Annotated in this window: 24 protein-coding genes, 2 tRNA genes and 1 pseudogene; 18 read left to right on the top strand and 9 right to left on the bottom strand. The window is 58.3% G+C overall.

Going from position 1 to position 26,010, the window contains the following annotated elements:
- Window positions 1–2 precede the first annotated feature (2 nt).
- From K3728_05975 to K3728_06005, 7 genes are all read left to right on the top strand, one after another.
- Entirely contained in the window at window positions 3–917 is a 915-nt protein-coding gene (locus tag K3728_05975) for a carbohydrate ABC transporter permease (protein UWQ96775.1), read from the top strand.
- Window positions 917–2,047 (top strand): sn-glycerol-3-phosphate ABC transporter ATP-binding protein UgpC, encoded by a 1,131-nt coding sequence (gene ugpC / locus K3728_05980; GenBank protein UWQ96776.1) that lies wholly within the window; start codon window positions 917–919, stop codon window positions 2,045–2,047. The genes K3728_05975 and ugpC overlap by 1 nt, the downstream gene beginning before the upstream one ends.
- A 35-nt stretch (window positions 2,048–2,082) precedes the next feature.
- Entirely contained in the window at window positions 2,083–3,318 is a 1,236-nt protein-coding gene (locus tag K3728_05985) for an ABC transporter substrate-binding protein (GenBank protein UWQ97466.1), read from the top strand.
- Window positions 3,319–3,398: 80 nt separating this feature from the next.
- Window positions 3,399–4,907, top strand: coding sequence for a glycoside hydrolase family 28 protein (locus K3728_05990; GenBank protein UWQ96777.1), 1,509 nt, complete (start codon window positions 3,399–3,401; stop codon window positions 4,905–4,907).
- A complete protein-coding gene (locus K3728_05995; protein ID UWQ96778.1) occupies window positions 4,904–5,992 on the top strand; it encodes a glycoside hydrolase family 88 protein in 1,089 nt (362 codons plus the stop codon). Before K3728_05990 ends, K3728_05995 begins: the two co-directional genes overlap by 4 nt.
- A 272-nt stretch (window positions 5,993–6,264) precedes the next feature.
- Window positions 6,265–7,845, top strand: coding sequence for a flavin monoamine oxidase family protein (locus K3728_06000; protein ID UWQ97467.1), 1,581 nt, complete (start codon window positions 6,265–6,267; stop codon window positions 7,843–7,845).
- A gap of 1 nt (window position 7,846) precedes the next feature.
- Window positions 7,847–8,734 (top strand): c-type cytochrome, encoded by an 888-nt coding sequence (locus K3728_06005; protein ID UWQ96779.1) that lies wholly within the window; start codon window positions 7,847–7,849, stop codon window positions 8,732–8,734.
- A gap of 239 nt (window positions 8,735–8,973) precedes the next feature.
- Here the strand turns inward: K3728_06005 and K3728_06010 are convergent.
- Window positions 8,974–9,047 (bottom strand) — tRNA-Cys (locus K3728_06010).
- 85 nt (window positions 9,048–9,132) lie between these two features.
- On the opposite strand from K3728_06010, the gene K3728_06015 reads away from it, so the two are divergent.
- Window positions 9,133–10,008 carry a helix-turn-helix domain-containing protein gene (locus K3728_06015; protein ID UWQ96780.1) on the top strand — a complete coding sequence of 292 codons (876 nt, stop codon included), beginning with the start codon at window positions 9,133–9,135 and terminating at the stop codon, window positions 10,006–10,008.
- Window positions 10,009–10,912: 904 nt separating this feature from the next.
- Here the strand turns inward: K3728_06015 and K3728_06020 are convergent.
- A complete protein-coding gene (locus K3728_06020; protein UWQ96781.1) occupies window positions 10,913–11,635 on the bottom strand; it encodes a DeoR/GlpR family DNA-binding transcription regulator in 723 nt (240 codons plus the stop codon).
- Window positions 11,636–11,691: 56 nt separating this feature from the next.
- Between K3728_06020 and K3728_06025 the strand changes: the two genes are divergently transcribed.
- From K3728_06025 to K3728_06045, 5 genes are all read left to right on the top strand, one after another.
- Window positions 11,692–12,366: a TIGR00725 family protein gene (locus K3728_06025; protein UWQ96782.1), complete on the top strand. Its 675-nt coding sequence runs from the start codon at window positions 11,692–11,694 to the stop codon at window positions 12,364–12,366.
- Window positions 12,363–13,436, top strand: a complete 1,074-nt coding sequence (locus K3728_06030; protein UWQ96783.1) for an ABC transporter ATP-binding protein — start codon at window positions 12,363–12,365, stop codon at window positions 13,434–13,436. The genes K3728_06025 and K3728_06030 overlap by 4 nt, the downstream gene beginning before the upstream one ends.
- On the top strand, window positions 13,433–14,317 hold the full coding sequence (locus K3728_06035) for a sugar ABC transporter permease (protein UWQ96784.1): 885 nt from the start codon (window positions 13,433–13,435) through the stop codon (window positions 14,315–14,317). The genes K3728_06030 and K3728_06035 overlap by 4 nt, the downstream gene beginning before the upstream one ends.
- Window positions 14,314–15,132 carry a carbohydrate ABC transporter permease gene (locus K3728_06040; GenBank protein ID UWQ96785.1) on the top strand — a complete coding sequence of 273 codons (819 nt, stop codon included), beginning with the start codon at window positions 14,314–14,316 and terminating at the stop codon, window positions 15,130–15,132. The genes K3728_06035 and K3728_06040 overlap by 4 nt, the downstream gene beginning before the upstream one ends.
- Window positions 15,133–15,196: 64 nt before the next feature.
- On the top strand, window positions 15,197–16,438 hold the full coding sequence (locus tag K3728_06045; protein UWQ96786.1) for an extracellular solute-binding protein: 1,242 nt from the start codon (window positions 15,197–15,199) through the stop codon (window positions 16,436–16,438).
- A gap of 224 nt (window positions 16,439–16,662) precedes the next feature.
- Here the strand turns inward: K3728_06045 and pcaD are convergent, their stop codons facing one another.
- The 4 genes and pseudogenes from pcaD to K3728_06065 form a co-directional block, all read right to left on the bottom strand.
- Entirely contained in the window at window positions 16,663–17,457 is a 795-nt protein-coding gene (gene pcaD / locus K3728_06050) for a 3-oxoadipate enol-lactonase (protein ID UWQ96787.1), read from the bottom strand.
- Window positions 17,454–18,292 (bottom strand): annotated as a pseudogene (locus K3728_06055) (3-keto-5-aminohexanoate cleavage protein). Before K3728_06055 ends, pcaD begins: the two are co-directional and overlap by 4 nt.
- A gap of 10 nt (window positions 18,293–18,302) precedes the next feature.
- The gene (locus tag K3728_06060) at window positions 18,303–19,310 is read right to left on the bottom strand and encodes a cyclase family protein (protein ID UWQ96788.1); all 1,008 of its coding nucleotides are present in this window, start codon (window positions 19,308–19,310) and stop codon (window positions 18,303–18,305) included.
- Window positions 19,311–19,312: 2 nt separating this feature from the next.
- Entirely contained in the window at window positions 19,313–20,179 is an 867-nt protein-coding gene (locus K3728_06065; protein ID UWQ96789.1) for a 3-hydroxybutyryl-CoA dehydrogenase, read from the bottom strand.
- A gap of 89 nt (window positions 20,180–20,268) precedes the next feature.
- Between K3728_06065 and K3728_06070 the strand changes: the two genes are divergently transcribed.
- The 4 genes from K3728_06070 to K3728_06085 are packed head-to-tail and all read left to right on the top strand — an operon-like array spanning window position 20,269 to window position 22,913.
- Window positions 20,269–21,597, top strand: coding sequence for a TIGR00366 family protein (locus K3728_06070; GenBank protein UWQ96790.1), 1,329 nt, complete (start codon window positions 20,269–20,271; stop codon window positions 21,595–21,597).
- 17 nt (window positions 21,598–21,614) lie between these two features.
- A complete protein-coding gene (locus tag K3728_06075; protein ID UWQ96791.1) occupies window positions 21,615–21,911 on the top strand; it encodes a YciI family protein in 297 nt (98 codons plus the stop codon).
- A 5-nt stretch (window positions 21,912–21,916) separates the two neighbouring features.
- Window positions 21,917–22,207, top strand: coding sequence for a muconolactone Delta-isomerase (catC, locus tag K3728_06080; protein UWQ96792.1), 291 nt, complete (start codon window positions 21,917–21,919; stop codon window positions 22,205–22,207).
- Window positions 22,197–22,913, top strand: a complete 717-nt coding sequence (locus K3728_06085) for an SDR family oxidoreductase (GenBank protein ID UWQ96793.1) — start codon at window positions 22,197–22,199, stop codon at window positions 22,911–22,913. The genes catC and K3728_06085 overlap by 11 nt, the downstream gene beginning before the upstream one ends.
- Here K3728_06085 and K3728_06090 read toward each other — a convergent pair whose 3' ends face one another.
- Window positions 22,914–23,822, bottom strand: coding sequence for a LysR family transcriptional regulator (locus K3728_06090; protein UWQ96794.1), 909 nt, complete (start codon window positions 23,820–23,822; stop codon window positions 22,914–22,916).
- 356 nt (window positions 23,823–24,178) lie between these two features.
- Here K3728_06090 and K3728_06095 point away from each other — a divergent pair, with 356 nt between their 5' ends.
- Window positions 24,179–24,727 (top strand): hypothetical protein, encoded by a 549-nt coding sequence (locus tag K3728_06095; GenBank protein ID UWQ96795.1) that lies wholly within the window; start codon window positions 24,179–24,181, stop codon window positions 24,725–24,727.
- 395 nt (window positions 24,728–25,122) lie between these two features.
- Here the strand turns inward: K3728_06095 and K3728_06100 are convergent, their stop codons facing one another.
- Window positions 25,123–25,671, bottom strand: coding sequence for an integrase core domain-containing protein (locus K3728_06100; GenBank protein UWQ96796.1), 549 nt, complete (start codon window positions 25,669–25,671; stop codon window positions 25,123–25,125).
- A gap of 218 nt (window positions 25,672–25,889) precedes the next feature.
- Window positions 25,890–25,965: transfer RNA gene (locus K3728_06105), tRNA-Arg, on the bottom strand.
- Between the last annotated feature and the right edge of the window lie 45 nt (window positions 25,966–26,010).

Raw genomic sequence — 26,010 nt, forward strand, 5'->3', positions numbered from 1 at the left:
CGATGATTGATTTCTCTAGTACCGCAGCCGCCGTGCTCAAAGATGACCGCCCCCCGTCGCAGCTAGAGCTGAAACTGCGCCGCCGGGCCCGCGTGTCGGCCTTTGTCAGATACACGTTGTTGTCCGTTGTCGGCCTTATCATGGTCTACCCGCTTTTGTGGATGATCGGCGCGTCGTTCAAGACCAACTCCGAAATCTTCTCGACCCCGTGGTTCTGGCCGCAAGAGCCGACGTTTCAGGGCTATATCGACGGCTGGCAAACCTCGACCCCCTACACGTTTGGACGGTTTTTCCTGAATTCGATGATGATCGTGATCCCCAAGGTGATCGGTACGGCGATATCGTCCACACTGGTGGCTTACGGTTTCGCGCGGTTCGATTTTCCGGGCAAGAAGGTGGTTTTTGCGATCCTGATCGGCACGTTGCTGCTTCCCGATGTCGTCACCCGCATCCCACAATATCTGCTGTTCCGCGAACTTGGCTGGCTTGATAGCTATCTGCCGCTTGTTGTGCCGCAATGGTTCGCGGTGGAGGCGTTCTTTGTCTTCATGCTGGTGCAATTCCTGCGGGCGATACCGCGTGAAATGGAAGAGGCCGCCCGTGTCGATGGCGCCAATACTTTCCAGACCCTCATCTACGTTGTCGTGCCGCTGTTGAAGCCCGCTCTGATCTCGGTCTGTCTGTTCCAGTTCATGTGGACGATGAACGATTTCCTCGGCCCGCTGATCTACATCTCTTCGGTGGAGAACTACCCGATCAGCCTGGCCCTGCGGCTGGCGATCGACAGCACCGAAGCATTCTCATGGAACGAAATCCTATCAATGACAGTGCTCGCCCTGACGCCGTCGCTTGTCGTGTTCTTCATGGCCCAGAAATATTTCATCGAGGGTATCTCAACCGGAGGGGTCAAAGGCTAATGGCTGAGCTGCGCCTAAAATCTGTAGAAAAATCCTATGGCAACGGCTTCAAGGCTGTCCACGGCATCGACCTGACGGTCGAGGATGGAGAGTTCATGGTGCTGGTCGGCCCGTCGGGCTGTGCCAAATCCACAACCTTGCGGATGATTGCCGGGCTAGAGACGATCACTGCCGGGGAAATCTCGATCGGGGATCAGGTCGTGAACGAATTGGTGCCGGGCAAGCGCGGCATCGCGATGGTGTTCCAAAACTACGCGCTCTATCCGCATATGAAAGTCACGCGGAACCTGAGCTTTGGCTTGAAGCTGAAACGGGTGGCCAAGCCCGAGATCGAGGCGGCGACCAACGAAGTCTCCTCTATTCTAGAGATCGGGGAGCTGCTGGATCGTTTGCCCAAACAGTTGTCGGGCGGGCAGGCGCAAAGGGTGGCGCTAGGGCGGGCCTTAATCAAAAGCCCCGAGGTGTTCTTGTTTGATGAGCCCCTGTCGAACCTTGATGCAAAGTTGCGCGCCTCCATGCGGGTGCGGATCACGGATTTGCATAAACGCCTGCGTGACGAAGGGCGTCCCGCAACGGTTGTTTACGTCACCCATGACCAAGTCGAAGCGATGACCATGGGCGACCGCATCTGTGTGATGAAAGACGGCCATATCATGCAGGTCGCCGATCCGGTGACGTTGTTTGAGCGTCCCGCCAATGAATTCGTCGCGGGCTTCATCGGGATGCCGGAAATGAACCTTGTGGATGCGGAAATGCATCGGGATGCGGGGCAGGTGACGCTGCAAGTGGAAGGGCAATCCATCACTGTGTCCGACGGCTTGTTTGACCGGATTACCGGCGGCAACGGGTCGGTGCGTTTGGGCATCCGGCCGCAGCATCTGGAGGTTATCGCCCCCGACACCGCGGACGCGTTGACCGGCACTGTCACCAATATCGAATTCATGGGCCACGAAGTGAACCTGCATACGCAGGTCGGCAACGCCAACTTCGTATCCGTGACTTTGGCCGAAACGGTTATCGGACGGATCAAGCGCGGCGATCGCGTGGGTCTGAAGCCGCAGGGTCAAAAACTCCACCTGTTCGCGCCGGGAGAGGGCGCAAACATCTCACTTGGCGTGCAAAAATCTTAAGGGAGGAACCTATGAAGAAATTTTCAATCCTTGCTCTGGGGCTATCGACAACAGCGATGGTCGCCCCTCTACAGGCCGAAGAATTGCGGATGAGCTGGTGGGGGGGCGATAGCCGCCACGAGGCCACCCAAGCAGCGCTTCTGGCCTGCGGTGAAGCTCACGGCCACACGATCAGTCCGGAATATACCGGTTGGTCCGGCCATTTTGAACGCCTGACAACGCAAATCGCGGGCGGCACAGAAGCCGACATCATGCAGGTCAACTGGCCTTGGCTGCCGATTTATTCGCCCGATGGCACCGGGTTTGCGGACCTGAACGATTATTCGGAAATCATCGACCTGTCCAACTGGACTGCCGAGGGGCTAGAGGCCGGCACCATGAACGGCGCCCTAAACGGTTTGTCAGTTTCAACAACCGGACGCTTGTTTGCCTTCAACACCACAACTTGGGCTGCGGCCGGGCTTGATATCCCGACAACATGGGACGAACTGGTAGCCGCCGGTCCGGTGTTTCAAGAAGTTCTGGGCGAAGATTACTATCCGTTCGAGGCCCGTGGCCTTGATGCGGCGCTGGTGGTCACGCTGTACGGTACTCAGGTCACCGGCAACCCGCTGATTGATCCGGCCACGAATGAGATTCTGTGGTCGCAGGACGAACTGGCCAATGCCATTCAATTCTACCAGACTTTGGTGGACAATCATGTCATCCAATCTTGGGAAGAAATGAATGCGGCGGGCAACGTGCCTCTGCACGAAAACCCAGATTGGACGGCGGGCCGGATCGGCGGCACCTACCAATGGGATTCGACTTACTTCAAGATTTCCGACCCGATGGAAGAGGGTCAGGAGTTGGTCTATTCCGGTCTGCTGTCCCAAGATGGCCAGCTGACGCCGGGCATCTACCGTAAAGCGTCCATGGTCTTCGCGATCTCGGCTAATTCTGAGCATCCCGAATCCGCTGCACAGATCCTTAACTGCTTGATGAACGAGGAAACTGGCGTGATGGCCCTTGGCGCTACGCGCGGTGTTCCTGCCTCGGATGCCGCACGCAACATGCTGCTCGAAGCCGATGCGATTGCCGACATTCAAGTCAGCGCCCAGGCGCAGGTTCTTGAGGCCGAAGGCCCCGCGATCCACCCCTATATGGAGCATCCGGACGTTCGGGGCGCCATGATGGAAGGGCTGGAGTTCTTCGCTTATGGCCAGATCGACGCGGCCACGGCGGCGGCTGAGATGATGGAAGCCATTTCTGAAGCGCTCGAAGATCTCTGAACTTTGCGAAACCAAGCGGCGCCGGGGCCAAGGCCTCGGCACGCACCTTCCCCCTCTTATTTCCTGCCGGATCACCCCCTATGAGCAGTTTGCGCATTCTCTCGGCAACCGCCCGCACGGTGTCGATCCTATTGGCTCCCAAGGGCGCTCGGTTCGAACAGCCAAGGCCGTTGGATTGGACGCTGGCGCAGCTCAATAAAGGAGCCGTACGCAGCGGTGCTACCGATAAGACGGTCGTGTTTGTTGAAGGGCTGGACCCGGCACAGGACTACCGCCTGAAAACGCCTCTTGGCGATCTGGATTTTACCACCCCGCCCTGCGCGGGCTTAGTCGAGGCGGCTTCCTTCGGCGTGACGGCAGAGGCCGATGACAATACCGCAGCGCTACAGGCCGCCGTCGATGCCGTGCCCGAAGGCGGCACGTTGCGCCTTGCGGCCGGTTATCACCGGACAGGCCCAATTTTTCTAAAACCTCACATGACCTTGTGGCTGCCAGAGGGGGCCGTGATTGCCGCCCATGGTGACCGGGCGGGATGGCCGATCTTGCCGCCACATGACGCGGACGGCAGAGTGCTGAGCACATGGGAAGGCGTGCCCGAAGCGATGTTCGCGGCCCCGATTACGGCACTGTCATGCGACGGGTTGGCGATCACTGGGCGCGGCATTCTTGATGCAGGCGGCGATCGTGGCGATTGGTGGCAATGGCCTAAAGAAACCCGTGACGGCGCGCGCCGCCCACGGGCGCTGTACCTTGCCCATGGCCGGGATGTCATCTTGTCGGGCGTGACCGTGCGCAATGCACCGTCTTGGACCATCCACCCCTACAAATGTGACGACCTGAAAGTGTCGGCCCTTAGGGTGGAGAATCCGCCCAACAGCCCGAACACAGATGGGTTGAACCCCGAGAGTTGCACCAATGTCGCGATCACAGGCGTGGCCTTTTCGGTGGGTGATGATTGCATTGCAATCAAGGCAGGCAAGCGGCGGCTTGAGGATAACACGCACCTCGCCCCGTGCCGCGATATCGTGATCTCCCATTGCCTGATGGAACGGGGCCACGGCGCCGTGGTCCTAGGGTCCGAGATGTCCGGCGATATCACCGCAGTGACCGTACAAGATTGCACCTTTTGCCAGACTGACCGAGGCCTGAGGATCAAGACGCGCCGGGGCCGGGGCGGGACCGTGGCAGACGTAAAGTTAAGCAACGTCGATATGGTGGATGTGCCTACGCCTCTGGCCGTTAATGCGTTCTATTTCTGCGATCCTGATGGTCGCGATGATTGGGTGCAATCGCGCCAAGCCGCGCCGGTTTCCGACACGACGCCCCATATCCGCGATATCAGCCTGTGCGATGTCACAGCCACGGGCGTCACCTTGGCTGCCGCCGCCGTCCTGGGGCTTCCCGAAGCCCCCGTAACCGGCATCACGCTAAAGAATTGCCGGGTCAGCTATGACCCGAACGCCGTCGCCGACGTGCCCCTCATGGCTTGCAACGTCCCCGCCACCCGTCACGCGGGCGTGGTGGTGGAATTTGGCGACGTGCAAGGCACCTTCACCCTCCTTTCAGACGAGAAGGCCCTGACCTCATGATGGAATTCTTCGACCGTTACGCCCTTGCCCATCAGCCTTACAAGAATGGCAATTGGTGCTACGAGGACGGCTTGCTCTATCGCGGTCTGGAATGCCTGCACCGCGCCACCGGAGAGGGGCGCTGGCTGGATCATATCGTCCGCCTTGCCGATGCCCAGATCGGGGCAGGGGCGTCCCTCTCGGGGTATGATCCGAGTGATTACAACATTGATAACGTCATGGCAGGCCGGGCGCTGTTGTACCTCTATACGGTGACGGGCGATGCGACCTATTGGACCGCAGCCGAGCGGCTGGTTGACCAACTGGCGACACACCCTCGCACGCAATCGGGCGTTTACTGGCACAAGCTGCGCTATCCGTGGCAGGTCTGGCTGGACGGCCTTTACATGGGCCCCCCGTTTCAGATCGGCTACGGGTTGCGGTCCGGGCAGGATCAACTGGTGGCGGATTCCTTGGCTCAGGTTTCCACCGCGCTCGACATGACATATGTGCCTGAAACCGGCCTTTACGCCCATGCTGTGGATGAGGCCCGCAAACAGATTTGGGCACATCCCGACACGGGCCATACCGAGGCCCATTGGGCCCGCGCCATCGGCTGGTTGGCCATGGGCCTTGTGGATATCGCAGAGCTTGTGGGCCGCGACCGCTTTGCTCCCCTAAAGGATCGGACGCAGGCGCTCTTGTCTCGTATCGAGCAGCTCAGGCAACCCGAGGGGCTGTGGTTGCAAGTCATGGACCAGCCTGATCTTGCCGGGAATTACCAAGAAAGCTCTGCCTCGGCGATGTGCGTCTATGCATTGCTGAAAGGGAAGAACCTTGGCCTTTGGAACGGCGACGTGGAAGGGCTTCTGGACCGGTTGATCTCTCAGACAATCACCGGAGACGCACATCAAGGCTGGACCATGGGTAACCTGTGCCACGTTGCGGGCCTTGGCTTTTACGAGGGGCGCTATCGTGATGGATCGGCCGCGTACTACGTGTCCGAGACGCTAAGGGACAATGACATCAAAGGGATCGCGCCGCTGATGATGGCCGTGGCGACCACCCTTTCCAAGGCCGAAGCTCCCGCGCTTGCGCGGGTGTAAATGGGGCCTGCTGGCCCGTCCGATTCCGCCTTGTTGAGTAAATCCAACGGTTTTGGCAGGAAGTTGCCGATCCGGTGAAACCTCTTTGCTTAGAAAAATTCTTACTGCTTAAGATGTAGGCACACGACAAACTCCGAACTCTGCAAAAGGGCGCTTTTGGGCGTTTCTTTGACGCTGTTCGGCTGCCTGTCGGGAGGGATGAGATCACTGGGAACTTTAGTGGCGCGCACTGAGTTTTCCATATGTCTCAATTTATTAGCGGGAGATCTATGATGACGGGGATGACTCGGCGAAGCTTGCTGACGATGATCGGTACAGCTGCGGGTAGCAGCGCGATGTATTACGCAATGACGGCAATGGGACACGCCATGCCGTCGGATTATTCAGGACCCATTCAACTGGAAGGCAACCCGAACGGAACCAAGGTTCTGATCCTTGGGGCCGGTCTTGCAGGCATGACCGCCGCGCTGGAGATGCGCGCCGCGGGATATGAGGTGGAGGTGCTGGAATTCCGCGAGAAAGCGGGCGGTCGGTGTTGGACGTTGCGCTCGGGCGATACCTATACCGAGCTTGGTGGCGCGACCCAAACCGTCGACTTCGAAGAGGGCAACTACATCAACCCCGGCCCTTGGCGGATTCCCCACAATCACTACGCCGTCATGGATTACTGCCGGCGTCTCGACGTCGAGTTAGAGCCCTTTATTCAGACCAACTACAACGCCTACGTGCACCGCTCGGACGCCTATGATGGCCGCCCCATGCGGATGAAAGAGGTGCTCACCGACTATCGTGGTCACATCTCGGAATTGCTGGCCAAGGCCGTGGATCAAAACCGTCTCGACGATATGGTGACGGAGGAAGACAAGGAACTGCTGCTTGATAGCTTGCGGCGCTTTGGTGTTCTCAACGACGAACATGAATACGTCCAAAGCCTGCGCACCAGTGGCTACCGTGGCTACGAGAAACAGCCCGGCGGCGGCGAGGGCGCGGCCCCGATCGCTTCTGAACTGCTCGACCCATCCGAGGTGATCCAATCCCGCCTCTGGACCTATCTGGCCACCCACGAAACCATGAGCCACCATGCGCCCATGTTCCAACCCGTAGGCGGGATGGACGGCATCGCCCGTGGCTTTGAACGTCAGGTGGGTGATCTGATTACTTACAACGCCAAGGTGGTCTCGCTGCAACAAGACGACAGCGGCGTGACGGTAGAGTGGGAAGACCTCGCCAACGGCGGCACCAACACCAGCACCGCCGATTATTGTGTCTGCACCATTCCGTTCTCTATCTTGGGTCAGATCGACCACAACTTGTCCGGCGATCTGTCGGCCATCATCAGCGCGATGCCTTATAATGGCGCGACCAAGGTGGGTCTGGAATTCAACCGCCGCTTCTGGGAACAGGATGAAGATATCTACGGCGGTATTTCCTATACGGACCAAGCGATTAGCCAAATCAGCTATCCTTCCACGGGATTCCTTTCGGACGGTCCTGCCGTTCTGCTGGGGGCCTATACGTGGCGCGGGGCGAACACCTTTCAGTTCAACGCGATGCAGCCGGAAGAGCGGATCGAAATGGCCCTTGAGATGGGCGAGAAGATCCACTCCCAATATCGGGAGGAGTTCAAGACCGGCGTTGCCGTGACGTGGCACAAGGTGCCTTGGGTGCTTGGGTGCTCGGGCATTTGGGAAGACCGCGCCCGCGACTACGACACCGCGATCCAGATCGACAATCGCGTGGTCTGCGCGGGTGAGCACCTCTCCTACCTCTCTGCGTGGATGGAGGGGGCAATCCTGTCATCGCTCGACGCGGTTTCGCGTCTCCATGAAGTCGTCATCAACGGTGGTGAATGATATGAAAAACACATTCTTAGCAACACTTTCGCTCGGCGCTTTGACGGCCTTTTCCGCAACCGCGCAGACCAGCACTCCGGCCACCGAGGCGTTCAACGCGGGCAGCTATGTCAGCACCGATGGGGAGCAAATCTACCAAACCTTCTGCGCCGGCTGTCACATGCCCGGCGGGGAAGGGGCCGTCGGCGCGGGCACCTATCCTGCCTTGGCCGACAACCCCAACCTCGAATTTTCGTCCTATGCGACCTATCTGGTCATCAATGGCCAAGGCGGGATGCCTGCCCTTGGGTCTTTGTTGGACGATGAGCAGATCGTGAACCTGATGACCTATCTGCAAACCAATCTGGGCAATGACTACACGCCCGATGCGACGGTCGAGATGGTCGCCGATACACGCCCCGTCGCGCCCGAGCCAGAGATGGCCGAGCATGAGGTGCGTGACCCCACCGACGGCGATACCTCTGGCGTCACGCGCCACGCCATTCCCGGCTCGGATTTCCCGATCTCCTTGGCGGTGGAAGTGCCCGCAGATGCGACGATGGTCTACCTCAGCGGCGCGGTGCCACAGGTCGTGGATGACACCGCCGAACAAGGCTCGCCCGAGCGCTATGGCGACACCACAGCGCAAACGGTCAGCACCCTCGCGTCGATCGAAGCGCGTCTGGAATCCCTCGACCTGACCATGGGCGACGTGATCTCCATGCAGGTGTTTCTGGTGGCCCCGGAAGGCGCTGATGGCATGGACTTCGGCGGGTTCATGGAGGGCTACGTGCAGTATTTCGGCACCGAGGCGCAACCAAACCTGCCCACACGCTCCGTGTTCGAGGTCGCCGGGCTGGCTAGCCCCTCGTGGCTGGTCGAAATCGAGGTGGTCGCCGTCCGTCCCTGACACGGCCTTACCCAACTGACCCTTAAAGGGGCGCCGCGGATATCCACCCGGCGCCCCTTTTTTGTGCGCAACGCCCACGCGTGCGCGCGATCGTCGGGCCACCCGATCAAATGTGAACCGAGGCAAAACGCGAGCAGCGCACATGCCCTCTCTCCGCGTTTTGCGTGCGTGATAGGGGAGAGCGATTGGTTGGAAGAAGACGGATCGGGCACCTACGCCTCGTAACCCGTTGATTTGCTTGGAGGCGAGTACCGGAATCGAACCGGTGTACACGGATTTGCAATCCGATGTAAAATTCAACTATTTCAAAGCCTAAATGTTTCAAAGACCACGCCGACAAACCGTGAACAAACCAGGAAAGTTTCAAATCTCGATTTTGTGGCGGGAAAGGTGGTTGCATGAGCCATCGAGCAAACTGTTGGCTTGCACAATTAGCGCCGGCGCGGGTGAAGCCCGGTGCATTTCGCGTCCTCTTTCACCTTTGCGACCATCACAATGGTGAACGCGATCCACGTCGCGCTTGTTTTCCTTCGCAAAAGACTTTGCGAGAGCGCACAGGCATGGCGAACGGGACTCTCAACGCTGCTCTTGCCAAGCTTGAAGCCGACGGGTTGATCCAGCGCATCAGGTCCACAGTTCCCGGTCATACGACACGGCGCACCTATTACATTCTGGAATGCGATTTTGACGGGTTAGAAGGGCAAACTCCGAAACCTGGAGTTAGTGCAAATTCCGACGCGCCCGAGCTAGCACAAGAGCAAACTCCAGTTTCAGAGCGAGCAAACTCCGGTTTAGAGGCGGGCAAACTCCGGTCGACCGGAGAGGAACCTGAAAGGAACAGGAAAGAAGAGGATATGTGTACGGTGGGATCCGCTTGCGACACACATCCGACTTTCGCGGAGTTTTGGCAAATCTATCCTCGACGGAGGGACCGGGTGGAGTCTGAACGAAGATACGCTGAAGCAGTGGCCGATGGCACTGATCCTGCTAAGATTATCTCCGGAGCCAGAGCATATGCGGATGAGAACGCGAGCAATGGGAAGCAATTCATCGCATACTCAGCAAATTGGCTCAAGAATAAGCGGTGGCGGGACTATGCCGTCGAGGTGGAGCCAGTCGCAAAAACTAGCGACTTGGCGACGCTTTATGCTGAACGGATCAAGGCGGGGATGCGCATCTTCGGATCGCCTGTCAGTGAAGAGCTTCGCGCAGAGCTGATCACAGAACACGGCCTAACGAATGAGCAGATCGACCGCGCGTACGTAGCTGTATGAATTCTAAGCAGGCCCAGCGCTCTAAAGGATCTAGGGAAAGAGATCCGGCGACCTCGTCTTGTAGTATCCGATGTGACCATGGACAGGTTCATCCTATCCGACTCAGCTAGGGGTAACTTCTTAGCCCTACTTGTCGCTGCAAGTGCAGTGGCCAAGTTCCGCAAGAGTTTGGCGCGCCTGAACACCGCGCCTGCCGAGCTTTGGGCTAGTATCGATTTACGCAGCGCAAAGGTGCCTCGAGGCCGCGCCGAATAAAAACGCCTTACCGATGGCATCACCGGGCTGGCCGATCAATCCGGGCTCTATGGCTCACGCATGGTCACCGGCCTGCTGAACAGCCCAGGTTGGCATGTGTATCACAAGCGGGTCGAAGGAGTCTGGCTCCCATAGGGCCGAAGGTTCTTCATAAGTATAAGTGGAAAGCACGGCTCTGGCTGAACTATGGTATCTGCGTGCGTCTGCGGCCTGAGCGGCCTAACCGCGTTTGATCGTCTTATTTCGTCTAGGGCCGTACAGCCATTTGCCGGGCCTATCGGACACGGAACATCATGGATGAATACAGTAAGTAGAGGGGCGTTGATGATCCGCGTCAATCGATAGCTCACCTCAACCGACGCGCTGGGTGCGTTGACGGATTTGGTCATCCTGCGCGGCCCGCCCGAATATGCAGGTTCCCACGAGGGCCCGTAATTTATCGCTCAGAAGGTGCAGGGTTGGATCGCGGCGGTTGGCGCAAAGATGGCTTGCATCGAGCCGGGGTCACCAGAGGAAAGCGGATACTACGAACTTCAACGCGCGCTTCTTGGGCGAGCCGCCTAACATCGAAATTGTCTACAGCCGAGGAACGTGCAAATCCTGATCGCGCAATGTCGCGTCCACTACAATGCTGCAATGCGCTCGGATGTCAGCCTTCGGAGATGACTTGATCAAAGTCCTCGACTGAGGCGACGACCGCGAGAGCTGTTCTGTTGAATTTACTCCTGGTCGCAAGCAAAAAGGGATGACGGGCTGACTGCAGCGCTGCTTGTTTGATTGCGATCTTATCTACATCGAAATCCATCACTCGATCGTCCTGGTCGACGGCTGAGCAAGCAATCAACGCGTAGTCCAAACGCACATTCCGGAGGCGATCAACGATTTCTGCGCCAACAAGAGAGCCATCTCGACCGGCCATGCGGCCCCCGAGCAGGTGGACTTGATGGTGGGCCGGATCGAACTTCATTGCTGCGGGCATGGAGTTGGTGAAAACAGTGAAGCCAGGGCGCTTCGCCAATTCAACTGCGCAGGCCTCTATCGTTGTTCCAACATCGAGGTAGAGCGTGGCACCATCAGGAATGAGTTTTGCAGCTCGCCGCCCAACAATCTGCTTCTCGGGTCGGGCGATGTTTCGCTTTGCACTGTAATCAAGTCTAGCGGCTTCCGCCTGATCTACCGGCCCTGCACCACCGTGAAATCGCTGTAAACGGCCAGCATTGGCTAGCGCAATGATGTCGCGACGAACCGTTTGCGCGGAAACCCTGAAACGTTCGGCTAAGGTTTCAATCGTTGCGAAACCGCTCTGTTCAACAGTTTCCAAGATATTCGTGCGTCGCTCGGAAAGTGTAAGGTTTGAATCGTGGTTTGTCATAAATCTGTGTCAATTATCTACCATTTGTAAGCTATCTTACAAAGCAGACGGTAACGATGACAACACAAATATCTCTGGCAAAACGCAACGATGGCCGGATTGAGATTAACGGATTCGAGTTAGACGCCTCGCGGTGGTGCCTTGGGTCAGAAAGTAACTCTGGGTCGCCCGTCTCACTCGAGGAAGCCTTCGAGCATCTCGCAAGCAGTGGTCAGCTGAGAGGTGTTGTTGTTGGAATTATCGGCCCCAGAGACGCAACGTTGGAACAGATTGGCGCGGCAGAACAGATCGCCTTTTCCCTTGGAAGCTACGGTTTGACTTTGATCTGCGGAGGCAAGTCAGGGGTTATGGAAGCGGCCTCGCGCGGGTGTCGCGACGCGGGTGGCCTGATGGTCGGTATCTTGCCTGGAAGCGTTCCGAGTGAAGCAAATGACTACGTCGGCATACCGCTTCCAACCGGTCTCGGCGAGGCGCGGAACATGATCATTGCGAAATCGGCGCGTGTTCTTGTCGCTGTCGGTGGATCTTACGGAACGTTGAGTGAAGTCGCCTATGGGCTGCATTTCTCAAAACCCGTGATCGGGATTGCCGGCGCTGCACAGGTCGATGGCGTCACCCATGTTGAAAGTGCCGACGCGGCTGTCACCGCAGTGTTGGAGGCGTTGATCCTGGCAAGCACCCGACCCGAACCCACCAAGAATGGAGAAACGCTCGGGGGTGCCTGCCTATGACTGTTTTGGCGCTTGATGGCGTGACCAAAAGATTTGGTGATGCAACAGCGGTCGATAACCTCAGCCTAGAATTGCGTGAGGGTGAATTCGTTGCGTTGCTTGGCGCGTCCGGCTGCGGAAAGTCCACCACATTGCGTTTGTTCGCGGGCCTCGAAGCGCCGACCGACGGTAAAGTCCTGCTGTCCGGCCAAGATGTTACCACCTCATCCGCGTCCGCCCGCAATATCGCATTGATGTTTCAATCCTACGCGCTTTATCCGCATCTGACAGTAGCGCAGAACATCGCCATGCCGCTACGACTGCGTAGGCTTTCGGCTTGGCAACGCTTGCCTGGCGCTACTTTCATTGCTTCTGGCATAAAGAAAGAGGCCACTGAGATAGCAGGAGCGGTCAGTCGAATGGCCGATTTGCTACGCTTGGGTGCGCTTCTTGATCGCAAACCCGGTCAGCTTTCAGGCGGGCAGCAGCAACGGGTCGCCTTGGCCCGAGCGCTCGTGCGGGACCCGTCAGCGTTTCTGCTAGATGAGCCGCTGTCCAACCTCGATACTCAACTTCGCGCGGAAACCCGCGAAGAGATCAAAGCGCTCCATGATCGGACGGGCTACCCCTTTCTTCTTGTGACCCATGACCAATCTGACGCCCTGTCTATGGCTGATCGTATCGCCGTTATGATTGGCGGAAAAATCGTGCAACTCGGGACGCCGGTTGAGATCTTTAATCGTCCAGTTACCCAAGAAATTGCGACGTTCATTGGGCAGCATCGTATGAACATCCTGCCCGTCGGGGCAGGGGGTAGCCTCCATGCATCGGGCGCAGGCCTATCTCTTGGTGTGCGGCCAGAGGATCTGTTTATCAGTGAAGAGGGCCTGCCAGCAGTAGTCGAGCGTCTGACATTTCATGGCGAAGAGACGATTCTGAAGTTGCGCGGCCCGGCAGGTCTGCCGCTGAGTTCCGTTATTCGGGGCGGCATTGCCCCTCCGGCGCTCGGCTCCAGCGTTCACCTCAACGCCCTTGAAACGGCCTTGCATGGATTTGACCAGCAGGGCCTAAGACAAGAGATCGCGCAATGACGCGGCGCTGGATCACAGATCTCGCCCTTGTTGGGCCGGCAGCCGTTGCACTTGTTCTGTTCATTTTCCTGCCAGTGGGCATCGTTTTTGTTCTGGCCTTTACGGACTATCAATTCGGAGCAAGGAGTGCGAATTGGGTCGGCTTAGAGAATTTCGGCGATCTTTTTGGATCGCGACTTGGCCGCAACGCAATCTTCAACACTTTGATCTACGCGGGCATTGTCATTCCGGCCTCGGTTGGTTTGGGACTTCTTGTTGCGATTAAGCTTCACAGTCTTTCCAAGAGCTTGCCGCGGGTCTCCAACCTTATGAAGGCCATCTACTTCCTTCCCGTTGCGGCTACGTTGGTTGCGATGGCGGTGAGTTGGCAGATGCTGATGCACCCATCCTTGGGCCTGCTCAACACTTGGGCCAGTGCCCTCGGTTTTTCACCTCAGCAGTGGCTGAGCGACAGGGACATTGTGCTGTACTCTCTTGCAGTGATCGGTGTCTGGCAGAGCATCGGATACAACATGGTGCTGTTTCTTGCCGGTTTGGCGTCCATTCCGGACACTCTCTATGACGCATCCGAAGTGGACGGAGCAGAGAGTGGCTGGTCAAAGTTTTGGCTCGTGACTTGGCCGATGCTCGGGCCAACGACGCTTTTTGTCCTTATCGTCACCGCAACAAGCGCGTTTCGCGTGTTCGAGACCGTTGCGACGATGACCGGAGGCGGTCCTGCCTTTGCCTCTGACACGATTGTCTATGCACTCTATCGGGAAGGCTTCGTTTATTTCAAAGCTGGATACGCGAGTGCAATCACAGTCGTCTTTTTCTTTGCGCTGCTGCTGATCACCGCGATCCAGCTCGTCGTGATCGAGCGTCGGGTACATTACCGATGAAGCCCTCAGGTATCATATCACTTGGTCTCGTCGCGATTGGGGCAGCCATGATACTGCTGCCCTTTGTATGGATGGTATCGGTGTCCCTTAAGCCTCATGCCGAGGTTTTCACAACGGATGTCCGGCTGTTTCCGCAAGCGCCAACTTTACAAAACTATTGGCACGCGATCTCAGAGACCGATATCCCGCTCTATCTGTTCAACGGCGTCGTCGTTACCGGTGGGATCCTTGTCCTGCAAATTCTTGTGACGGTCCCAGCGGCCTACGCTCTTGCGCATCGCGATTTTCCTGGTCGCAAGCTAATGTTTGCAGGGATCGTCGCAGCGCTTCTGGTGCCATTTCATGTGACCGCAATTCCGATCTTCATCGGGTTCGCTGAGCTTCGGCTCCTGAATTCCTACACAGGATTGATCCTTCCCTTTGTCGCAACGGCCTTCGGCCTGTTCCTTTTGCGCCAAGCCTTTGCCCGCATTCCCACTGAGCTGATCGATGCGGCTCGCGTCGATGGGATGTCGGAGATCGGGATTGCTTGGCGCGTAGCGCTTCCGCTCGCAATGCCCACGGTGATTGCGTTTTCGATTTTCTCGGTCACGGCCCATTGGAACGATCTGTTCTGGCCTTTGATCGCGACGACTGACCCCCAACTCGCCACCCCGCCGCGCGGCATCTTGTTCTTTCGAGATGAAGAAAGTGGCGACGACATCGGCCCGCTGATGGCCGGGGCGACACTGATAACAGCCCCATTGGTGATTGGCTTCTTGCTTGCTCAGAAGCGCTTCACGCAAGGCCTCGCCAATACCGGGCTCAAAGGATGAGGAAGTCTGGAGCACCCCAATACCTTCCCCATGAGATATACTTTTCAATCCAACGGAGATCCCAATGAAACCTCTCGTCCTATCTGCTGGTTTGGCGCTCATAGCGTCGATGGCCGCAGCTGAAACAGAAATCCGCGTGCACTACGCAATTCCTACGATCTGGGCAGATACGCAGGAACAACTGGCCGAGGCCTTTATGGCCGCCCATCCCGACATCAATATTGTCATCGATGGTCCGGCAGAGGGCTATGCCGAAGGCGTCCAGCGTTTGCTGCGTGAGAATATTGCTGGAACGGCACCCGACGTGGCCTATGTCGGCCTGAATCGCTGGCGCATCCTAGAGGATCGCGGTGTCATTTATCCACTCGATGACTTCTTGCCAGAAGATGCAGAGGCCGCTGGCTACACCGATGCGCTCCTGTCACTTGGGCAGTATGAAGGCGCACAGCACGCGCTCGCGACATCCGCTTCGACCATGATACTCTACGTGAACCCCGATCTGGTGGAGCAGGCTGGTGGCTCCATGCAAGATTTCCCAACTGACTTCGACGGCATCATTGAGCTGGCGGCTCGGATCGACGCCCTAGGCGACAATATCGAAGGTGTTTGGATCGGCCGCCATGATTGGCGCTTCCAGTCACTTCTAGGATCCCACGGTGGTCGCCCACTGAACGCCGACGAAACAGATATCACTTTTGACAGCGAAGCCGGCATGACGGCTGCGGGCCTCTACCATCGTTTCATGAGCGAAGGCGGTATGCCGTCTTGGGGGCAAGACGATGCACGTCAAGCGTTCCCAGCGGGCACTTTGGGCATGTTCTTTGAATCTTCGTCGCTTCTGACGCGCTTCGAAGAAGGTTCGGCCGGCAACTTCGAGTTGGCTGTCAGACCAACGCCTGTTGTCGCCGACGAGAACGTCTACTTTCCAACCGGCGGATCCGCGATCGTCATCATGACTGACGATGCCGAGCGGCAGGCCGCGGCGTGGGAGTACCTGTCTTTTGTAACCGGTCCAGAAGGTCAGCGGATCATCGTGGAAAACACTGGCTATGCTCCGGCGAACAGGATCGTCCTGAACGATGAGAGCTATCTTGGCGCGTATTATGAGGCGAACCCAAACGCCATCGTCGGTCACACACAAGTCGCCGACCATGCCGGGCCGTGGTACGCCTACCCAGGTGATGAGGGTGTTGCCGTAACGGATCTGATCGCCGCGGCCCTGACGGAGCTCTCTGAAGGTGCCGACGTCGAAGCAACGGTAAACGAGCTCGCCGACACGGTGCGGGATCAGTTGGGTATGAACTGAGCGACATCGACTTGGGCTGCACGAGTGGATCGTGCAGCCCATTTAGCAGGCGTAGGCCGCCGAATTTGCGATCGAGCGGAAAGCTCTATCCGAAAACGAGGACGTTTTAACGGATCCCAGGAAACCGAAACGATCATATGGCAGCAGACCGTACTGCCAAGACCAACCCTTCATTGCGCGCGACATGAGACTTTGCTCTACCCAGTCAAAATGCCTTGGGCAGTTCAGGCCTGCGCCGCAAGATCGGTCAGTGCCGTCGCAATGGGAGAAGGCGCTTCGATGCAAGGCAGGTGTCCCACATTTTCTACGTTTAGGAGCGTCGCCTTGGGGAGGCTCTTCGCGAAGTCGGAAACCAGTTCCGGCGGCGTGGCCAGATCGTAGGAGCCGGAGACGCAGCTTACGGGCACGTTGATTTCGCCTGACCTGCTCCGCAGGTCGGTGTCTCGGATGGCCCGACAGGCAGCGGCGTAGCCCTCGGCTGGCGTTCGCGACAGCATCGCGCGATAGCCTCGGGTGTCGTCCGGGCGGCTCGACAGGAAACCTGCCGAGAACCACCTTTCAAGAACACCGTCCGCCATTGCGTCCAAGCCGACCTTTTCCAATTGATCCAGCCGCGCCTGCCAGCCATCTGCATCGCCGATTTTTGCTGCGGTATTCGATAGAAGCATCGACCGCACAAGGTCCGGCCGAGTGTGGAAAAGCTGTTGCGCGATCATGCCGCCGATCGAAACACCGCTGATGATCGCGGGACCGATACTGTAGCGGTCCATCAGCGCGGCAACGTCAGAGGCGTAGACCTCCATGTTCGTGTCCACATACTCCGACAGGCCGTGGCCTCGCTTGTCGACCTGCAGGATCGTCCATTCATCAGGTAGCATGGAAATCACTTCGTCCCAGATCCGCAGGTCGGTCCCGAGAGAATTGAGAAAGACCACCGCCGTTTCGTCCGGGCGGCGACTATCGACTTTGCGTCGAAGGCGGTGATGAATGACGGCGCCGTTTACCTTAAGAAAAGTCATGCGATCTCCTTGAGTCCGAGTGTCTGGCGCGCTTGCGCCGCGGTGGCGACCGTTCGGTCGTGTTTGTGACATATATCAACGGCGCGAGCGACGAGGGAAGCGTTCGACGGCGCGAGGGTGTTCCGGTCGAGTCGGATGTTGTCCTCCAGAACCGTTCGCAGATGGCCGCCAGCTTTGGCCGCCCATTCGTTGAGTTCGATCTGGTGGCGGCCGATGCCCGCGGCGCACCATGGCACGTCTCCTAAGAGACGCTCAACGGTCTTCACGTAGTAGAAAAAGACCTCCCGATCTGCCGACATGGCGTTCTTCACACCCATGACGAACTGTATGTAGGGGGCGACGCGAGTTCGCCCGTGTCGATCATTGCTTTGGCATAAAGGATGTGGCTGAAATCGAAAGCTTCGATTTCGGGCTTGATACCGTAGTTTTCCATTTCTCCGGCAAGCCAGGATACGAGGTCCGGCGGGCTCTCGTAGACGCGAGTCGGGAAGTTGTTTGAGCCCACGGAAAGCGAGGCCATGTCTGGCGCGAGAGGCAGCATACCGCCACGAGCTCGACCGGCGCCCGACCGGCCACCTGTCGAAAATTGAATGATCATACCCGGGCAGTACTTCTCCAACCCCTCCTTGAGACTGGCAAAGAGATCCGGATCGGAAGACGGGCTTTCATCGTCGATTCGAACATGGGCGTGGCAGATCGTAGCCCCGGCCCCGTAAGCGGCATGCGCGCTTTCGATCTGCTCTTCGACCGAAACCGGAACAGCTGGGTTATCGCTCTTGCGCGGCAGGGATCCGGTGATGGCGACGCAGATGATCGCGGGTTTATTGGTAGACATGTTTTTCTACTCAGAGCGTTGCAATAGGTGTGACAGGCGATCCAAGAGCACCGGGCAATCGAAGCGGCGGGGCGGTTAGCAGGAACTCGCGTCGCCCGAGCGTATCGAGAGCCTGGGCAAGGTCCTTTAGGTACCACAATTCGGCAAGGGGAAGGCCGAGCTTAAACAGACAGTGGTGATGCAGGGGGAGTTTCAACGTCGCCCCTTTGGGCGGGTGGGGGTTCTCAACGGCGTAGTTGTCAGAGCAGATGGCGGAGATCCCGCTGCCGGTGATCCATTGGAGCAGCTCCGGGTCATGCCCGTCTAGCACCGCGCCGGTTCGGTCGAGTTCTTCGACATGCGGACTTCCGCCCATCTCCACGATACGTTCGGCAAATCCCGTCCGCATCACCATGATATCGCCCCGCCGGATGTGCACGCCCGTCGCCTCAAGCGCGGCCTGAAGCTTGACGTATCCCACGATGGTGCGCCCCGTCCCGAAAACGGATGCGAGGTCGACAAGAACGGCGCGCCCCTGAACGCCGTGGGTTGCGAGGTTCTCGATGCCAAGGCGGTTTGCGCGGGAAGGCCCGCCATCCGGTCCGGGCGCCTCGATATCGGTCTCGGCCCGGTGGCCATTGTAGTAGACTCTTTCGGGCACGCCGTCGCCGTCGGCATCGAACAGCGCACCGACATGGGCCAGCGAGTCCCATTGGGTCGAATACTGGGTGTAGAGGATCACGCGGTCGTCGCTGATGACATCGCGGAGCTCGGGATCGAGATTGGCCAGGGGGAAATTGACGTATTGATCTCCGTCGAGTTCCGTCGGCGCCAGCTGCGGGGGATGCCTACGCGGGTTGAGAAGGTTGCCGCCGGGAAGGTCGAGGGGCAGGGACAAGCACAGCGTCCGCCCCTCCGTCACGGTTGCGATGCCGGCGCGGACCTCCTCCGGCCCGATCAGGTTCAAAAGGCCCAACTCGTCGTCATCGCCAAAATCGCCCCAGTTGGAGCCCTCGGGCCTTTGCGTCCACCGTCTCATAGCTAACTCCCCTCGGTATCTGCTTCGACAGCCGCAAGGACTGCCCGCAGCGTTCTTTCGTCTGTCTCTTCATCCTCGCCGGCGGGCCATTCGTAAAAACCGCGGCCGGACCTTCTGCCCGTTCGGCCGTCTTCCACCATGCGCTCCAGCATCCGGGATGGCGAGGTAGTGGCCGCGAGGTCCGGATAGAGGTACCGCGAAATATTCAGGTGTGTCTGGAGACCATTGAGGTCGCGCTGACGGAACGGGCCCGATACCGCCATCCTGACGCCGATCGACCACCTGACGATCTCGTCGATGTCCTTGGGTTCTGCCACGCCGGCCTCGACGAGGTGCAGACACTCGCGCATGACGGCGTGCTGAATGCGATTGGCAATGAAGCCCGGAACTTCCCGCGCCAGTCGCGCAGGCCGCTTCCCGAGGGATCGCAGCAGGGCCATGACGGAGTCGGAGAATTCCTTTTTCGCCCCGGGCGCGGTGACGACTTCGACGGCGGGAACCACGTCGGCGGGATTGAAGAAATGCGCGATCGCGGCGCGGCCCGGTGTCACCATCTCGGAGGAGATATCGGCAAGAGACAGACCCGAAGTGTTCGACAAGATCGGCGCGTCGTCGGCCACTTTACTCTCGATCTGCCGGAGAACACTTCGCTTTAACGAAGCTTCTTCAGGAACGCATTCCACTGCGACATCCGCGGTAACGGACGCAGTGATCGCCGACAAGACTCCCACCCCTTCAAGATTTTGTTGCAGCTGCTCTCCGAGTTCCGGATTCGGCTCGATCAGCTGCACGGCCCATGCGTTCGATGCGAACAGGCGCGCGATGGACGATCCCATTGTTCCACCGCCAACGATGATGACTTTCGGCATTTTTAGCCACTCCCTCAATTTCGCATTTGATTATCACAGAGTCTGGGTGATAAGCAAATGCCAAGTTTTGAGTTCAAGGGAGGATCACGATGAACGGACTTACCAACTTTTTCACGCGGCTTGTCGGGCGCTATTTGCCTGACCCGCTTGTCATTGCCGTCGGCCTGACGTTCTTTACCATCGGACTTGCGATGGTGGTCGAAGGGACCGGCTTCATGGAGAGCACGGTCTACTGGGGGCAGAGCTTCTGGAACCTGCTCGCCTTCTCGATGCAGATGACGGTCATTCTTCTAGCCGGCTATCTGCTTGCAAAGTCCCCGCCGGTAAATGCGGTCCTCGTGAAGCTGGTATCAAAGGTTGAGAAGCCGGCCACGGCAGTGGTCGTCGCGACGCTCGTCGGCGCAATCGGGAGCTGGCTGAACTGGGGCTTTGGCCTCGTCATCGGCACGTTGGTTGCCCGGGAACTCGGTCAGCGAGTAAAGGGCCTCCACTACCCGCTGGTAATCGCGGCGGCCTATTCAGGTTTTGCGCTCTATGGCATCGGCCTGTCTGGTTCGGTTCCGCTGCTGATTGCGACCGAAGGGCACTTCCTGCAAGATGAGATCGGCATCGTGCCGATCACCGAAACCATCTTTTCGCCGGTGCTTTTGATTACTAGCCTCATCATCGTGGTGACCCTGCCGTTTTTCAACGCATGGCTGCACCCCAAGGATCCGTCCGAGGTGATCGAGGCCAAACCCGATGCGCCCCTGGCTGTTGCTGAGGTAGAAGGGGATGCCGAGCGCACGATAGCCGATCGCATGAACGCCAGCCCCGTTGTCGGCATTGCCATCGGCGCATTGGGCCTTCTCTATGCAGTAAATCACTTCCTTGCAGGAGGTTCGTTGAATCTCAACATCATCAATACGATCTTTGTGTTCTTGGGGATTCTTCTTTTCGCATCGCCTGCTAAGTACCTCAAAGCGCTGAGTGAAGGTGTGACCATCGTGGCGGGGATCATCATCCAGTATCCCTTCTACGCCGGTATTCTCGGGGTTCTCACAGGGTCGGGCCTGCTTGTCACCTTCGCGCAGATGTTCGTGAACATCTCCACGCCGGACACGCTTCCGATCTGGTCCTTCCTGTCGGGTGGCCTGATCAACCTCCTCGCCCCCTCGGGCGGCGGTCAGTGGGCGGTTCAGGGTCCGGTCATGATGGGCGCAGCCCAGGAAATCGGGGCTTCCATTCCGGCCACAGCACTTGCTGTGCAGATCGGCGACCAGTGGACGAACATGGTGCAGCCGTTCTGGATCCTGCCGGTGCTGGCGATCTCGGGTCTGCGTCTGCGGGACGTGATGGGATACCTGGTACTGATCCTGATCTACCTCGGCCTGATCTTCGGTGCCGCGGTGATGCTCTGGGGCCTGTTCGGCGCCTAGGAAGGAGAGATCGATCCATGCCATTCATGATAGAAACCTGGGACAAGGAAGGTCTCTACGACCTTCGCCTGGAGGTGCGGGACCGGCACCTCGCCTATCTCGACATCCATGAGGAGAGGTTGCTGGCCTGTGGCGCCAAGCTTTCCGACGATGGCTCCTTTGCGAGCGGGGGACTGTACCTGCTCGATGTCGAAAGCAGGATCGAGGCCGAATCCTTCATCAAGAACGACCCCTTCCATGAAGCGGGTCTCTTCCAGCGGGTCGAGGTGACCCGCTGGCGCAAAGCCTACTTGGCAGGAAAACGGGAGATCTGAGGTCAATGCTGTTTCAAGTTAACATGACCGTAACCTTGCCGATGGACATGCAAGAAAGCACGGCGGCGAGCATCAAGGCGAAAGAGAAAGCCTACTCGCAGGAACTCCAGAATACCGGTGAATGGCGTCACATTTGGCGCGTTGCCGGCACGTATTCGAACCTCTCGATCTTCGATGTTCGCGACAGCGACAGGCTCCACGAGGTCATCTCGGGCCTGCCCCTGTTTCCCTACATGGCTATCGAGGTGAAACCGCTCGTTCGCCACCCGTCGTCGGTGCGTGCCGATGAAAGTTGAGCGCAACGCGATCGTCACCGGGGGCGCGCGGAATATCGGTTTGGGAATCTCACGGCGGCTGAAAGCCGATGGCTGGCGGGTGCACGTCCTAGATATCGAAGCCCCCGAAGACACCGATCTGGCGGCGGATGCCGTGCGCGTCGATCTTGGTGATGTCTCCGCGACGAGCGAAGCTGTAGGCGGGATTGCCGCAAGGTTTCCCGTGACCTGCCTGGTCAACAACGTTGGCACCGTGCGCCCCGCGTCTTTCGACGCCCTCGACATCGAGGATTTCGACGGGCTCATGCACGTCAACGTGCGCAGCGCTATCACCGCGGCTCGCGGTGTCGTCGAGGGCATGAGGAAGGTCGGCCGCGGTCGGATCATCATGAACACGAGCCGCGTGACCAAGGGAAAGATCGACCGGTCGCTTTACTCGGCCAGCAAGGGCGCCTTGCAATCCATGGCACGGACATGGGCACTCGAGCTTGCAGGAGACGGCATTACCGTCAACTGCGTGGCGCCGGGCCCGATCGCCACCTCGGCCTTTTGGCAGAACAATCCCGAAGGCGCGCCGAAGACCCGGCGCATCATCGACGCAATTCCGGTCGGCCGGATGGGCATGCCGGACGACGTCGCCCACGCAGTGTCCTTCTTTGCCGATGATCGGAGCGGTTTCATCACCGGGCAGACAGTATTCGTTTGTGGTGGAACAGCTGTCGGATGATCACGAGGGCAGCGTTTCAAGGAAACGCCTCAGGGCCGGATTGGTCGGGTTGTCTAGATAGGCAAGACCGATCCGGCTTTTCCTGGCAGCATCCGAGATCCGAACGAACTTCACTCCCTCGCCGTCCATGCGCGCCGCAGACGCCGGAACGAGGGCCACACCGAGACCGGCCGATACGAAGCTGACGATTGCCGTGAACTGTCGCGCCCGATGCACAATGTTCGGGGTGAATCTTGCGTCTGAGCAAAGCGCGTAGGCGCACGCTGCGAAGCCCGTGTCGGGACCCAGATGCGTGAAGATGAATCGCTCGTCCATGAGGTCGGTCATCTGCACAGAGTCACTGCCGGCGAGCCGGTGGGACGAGGACACGGCAAGAACGATTTCTTCTTCCAAGATGGACAGCGTCCGGACATTGTCGGGCGTGCCCGGCACCGGCAGCCGTACAAAGCCCGCGTCCATGCGACCCGACTGGATCTCGTGGATCTGGAGGTCCATATCGAGTTCCTGCAGCACGAGTTCGACATCTGAGGCTCCATCCAGAAAGGTCCTGAGAGTACGACTGAGGACGCCCGCGTAGGAGGCGGAACCTACGTAGCCGATTTCCAACCGCCCCCCGCGCCCCTCCGCCATCAGGCGGGCAACGCTCTCGACGCGCCGCGCCTGCCGAAGGAGCGCCCGTGCTTCCGGCAGGACTGTGGCGCCGAACTCAGTGAGCCGAACCCGGCGTCTGTTCCGATCAAAGAGGAGCTCGCCGCCGAAGGCCTCCTCAAGCAGCTTTAGTTGCTGTGTCAGCGCGGGCTGCGCTACGCCGAAGCGTTCTGCGGCGCGCCCGAAATGCAGCTCCTCGGCGATGGCGACAAAGATCTCGTACTGGCGGAGCGTGGGATGAGTTTGTAAAGGTTCGACCATTCTCAAATTCAAAGTGCGTTGCGGGTAGGCTTGAGTTTATCACAGAGGCCCCTCAGGCAAGCAACTCTTATCACAGAGCTATAAGTTGTTGCTGCGAAACACGCCTATGTTCTGTTTGGCGTTTTGTTCAACGAACAGTCTCTCCCAAAACAATCACAGAGTACGCTTTTGCAACTCTCACCGTCCTTGAGTCGAGTTCATTGGGTCGGTGAGCAGAAGGCCTAAATTTTATCAATGAGGTCAGATATCTGCCGCCACGGCACATACAGTGAAAGGTCCTCCTGCTGTCGATCATCCGCGACGGACGCCCGGTCATTCACTTCAACGAAGTGGACGAATGCGCGGGCCTTGATGCGATGATGATCGAGCGGGTGCACCGCGAATTGAACCAGCCGGTTGAAACCACGTTGCACGATTTGCGGTGGGGGGCTGAGGATGCGAGCGGAACAGTAGAGGGGTTCGTCTGGGTTTTCGAAATCTCCGGTGCCGCTCCCCCTGCACATCACAAGGGCGGATGGTCCGGGTCTGAAAGTCTGCGTCAACCGGCAATGTATTTCCCCAGCGGCGGGGGAGGTCTCAAAGGCTATGCCAAGCCCGGTGCCATTGTTTGGAGTCGTGTCTATGTCGAGGAAGGCCGCCTAAAACTTGATATCGGGAGGGGCCACGCGGTTGAGCTTCCTGAAGGCGAAGCCAACCGAAGAAGCCGCGCTACCACCTATGAGTGGCCAATCATGCATGGCGTTCTTTCGGGGGTAGGTCGCGACGCGATGATGGGGCGTCACAAGGCCAATCACATTCAGGTGGCCTATGCCGATAGCGATGAGAGTGCGCGTCAGATCATTGCGGTCCGTTCAGCTTTGGCTGCCAAGTTGGGGATTGAGGTTGCGCTTTGTGGGGATATTTAACTGCGGGAGTTCCTGCCGTTAATGAACTTCCTGGTGCGGCACTAGTTCGTTGAGCCGCACTGTCCTTTGTCCCAAGCATCGCCAATGAAGCTATCGTAAAGGCGAGTTTTGCTCCCCCTGAAGGTTTGCAAATTCTGGTTAGCCCTTGTCAGGTGTCGGAACTTCGTTGGCCGATTAGCATGTTGCACTGGCGTCATGGCCTGGCTCTCCTGAACGTGTCTTGCTCGGCTAGCTCAGGGAAACAAGTGCGCTTAAGACAAGCCGGTGTTAATGACAGATGGTCCGCATGATGTTTGCATCGCATATTGAAACGAGTCACTCACTGGACCAGTCAATCTCAAGGCTGACTTCTCCCGCGAGCATCATGATGGTCCGTTAAGGCCTATTGGCGTCGATCAACACCAAGGGCGGATTCCGGACTTTCGCTGAAATAGCGAGAGGCTCATGTCAGAAAGAAACAAGCGGCCATTTACCGCCCCTTTGATCAATGTGCCGATGCTGCACCATGCATGAAGGTCAGCAATGCGCAGATAGCAGATGACCTGCTGATCGGGTTGTGTTGCTTCGTTTCGCTGCCAGTAGACCATGGCAGGTGGCCTGCCGCCAAGTGAGGAGTGCGCGCGCTTGTGATTGTAGAACTCGATCCAAGTTCTGATCCCCACCTTGACCTCTGATCCGGTCTCCCAGGCACGCATATAGACGCATTCGCATTTAAGGGACCGCCAGAGCCGTTCGACAAAGATGTTGTCCAAGAAACGGCCCTTGCCGTCCATCGAGACACGGATGCTCGAACGCCGCAATCTGTCGGTCCAGACGAAGGACGAGGACTGGGAACCCTGATCCGTGTTCATTATGTCCGGTGGCCCAAACTTGTGGATCGCCTCGTTTGACGCGTCGACGAGTCGACGCAAAAACCGGCTTCCTATGTGTTTGATATCCACCATGCCATAACCTTGCGCGTATGCCAGTCCATGATGGCGACCAGATACGGAAATCCGCGCTGCATAGCTAACGCCGATGCGAGGCGTGTTCAGTCAAGTAATTGATTTAAAATAATATATCTCGTCGTGATGCGGCGAACACGCCGGCCATTCAGTCATCGTGCGCACACTATTGCGTTCTTTCGCGCAAACTTTTGGTTATTCTGACACTTATGGTGTCTTGGCGGCCCGTCGAGGATTCGAACCTCGGGCCTGTCACTTAGACGCTGGCTGCTCTGTCCGCTGAGCTAAGGAGCCGCAAGAGGGGCGGTTGCTTTGCTACGCCGGCGCAACCGCCGAAGC

The organism is Rhodobacteraceae bacterium M385 (assembly GCA_025141835.1).
Classification (GTDB): Bacteria; Pseudomonadota; Alphaproteobacteria; order Rhodobacterales; family Rhodobacteraceae; genus Gymnodinialimonas.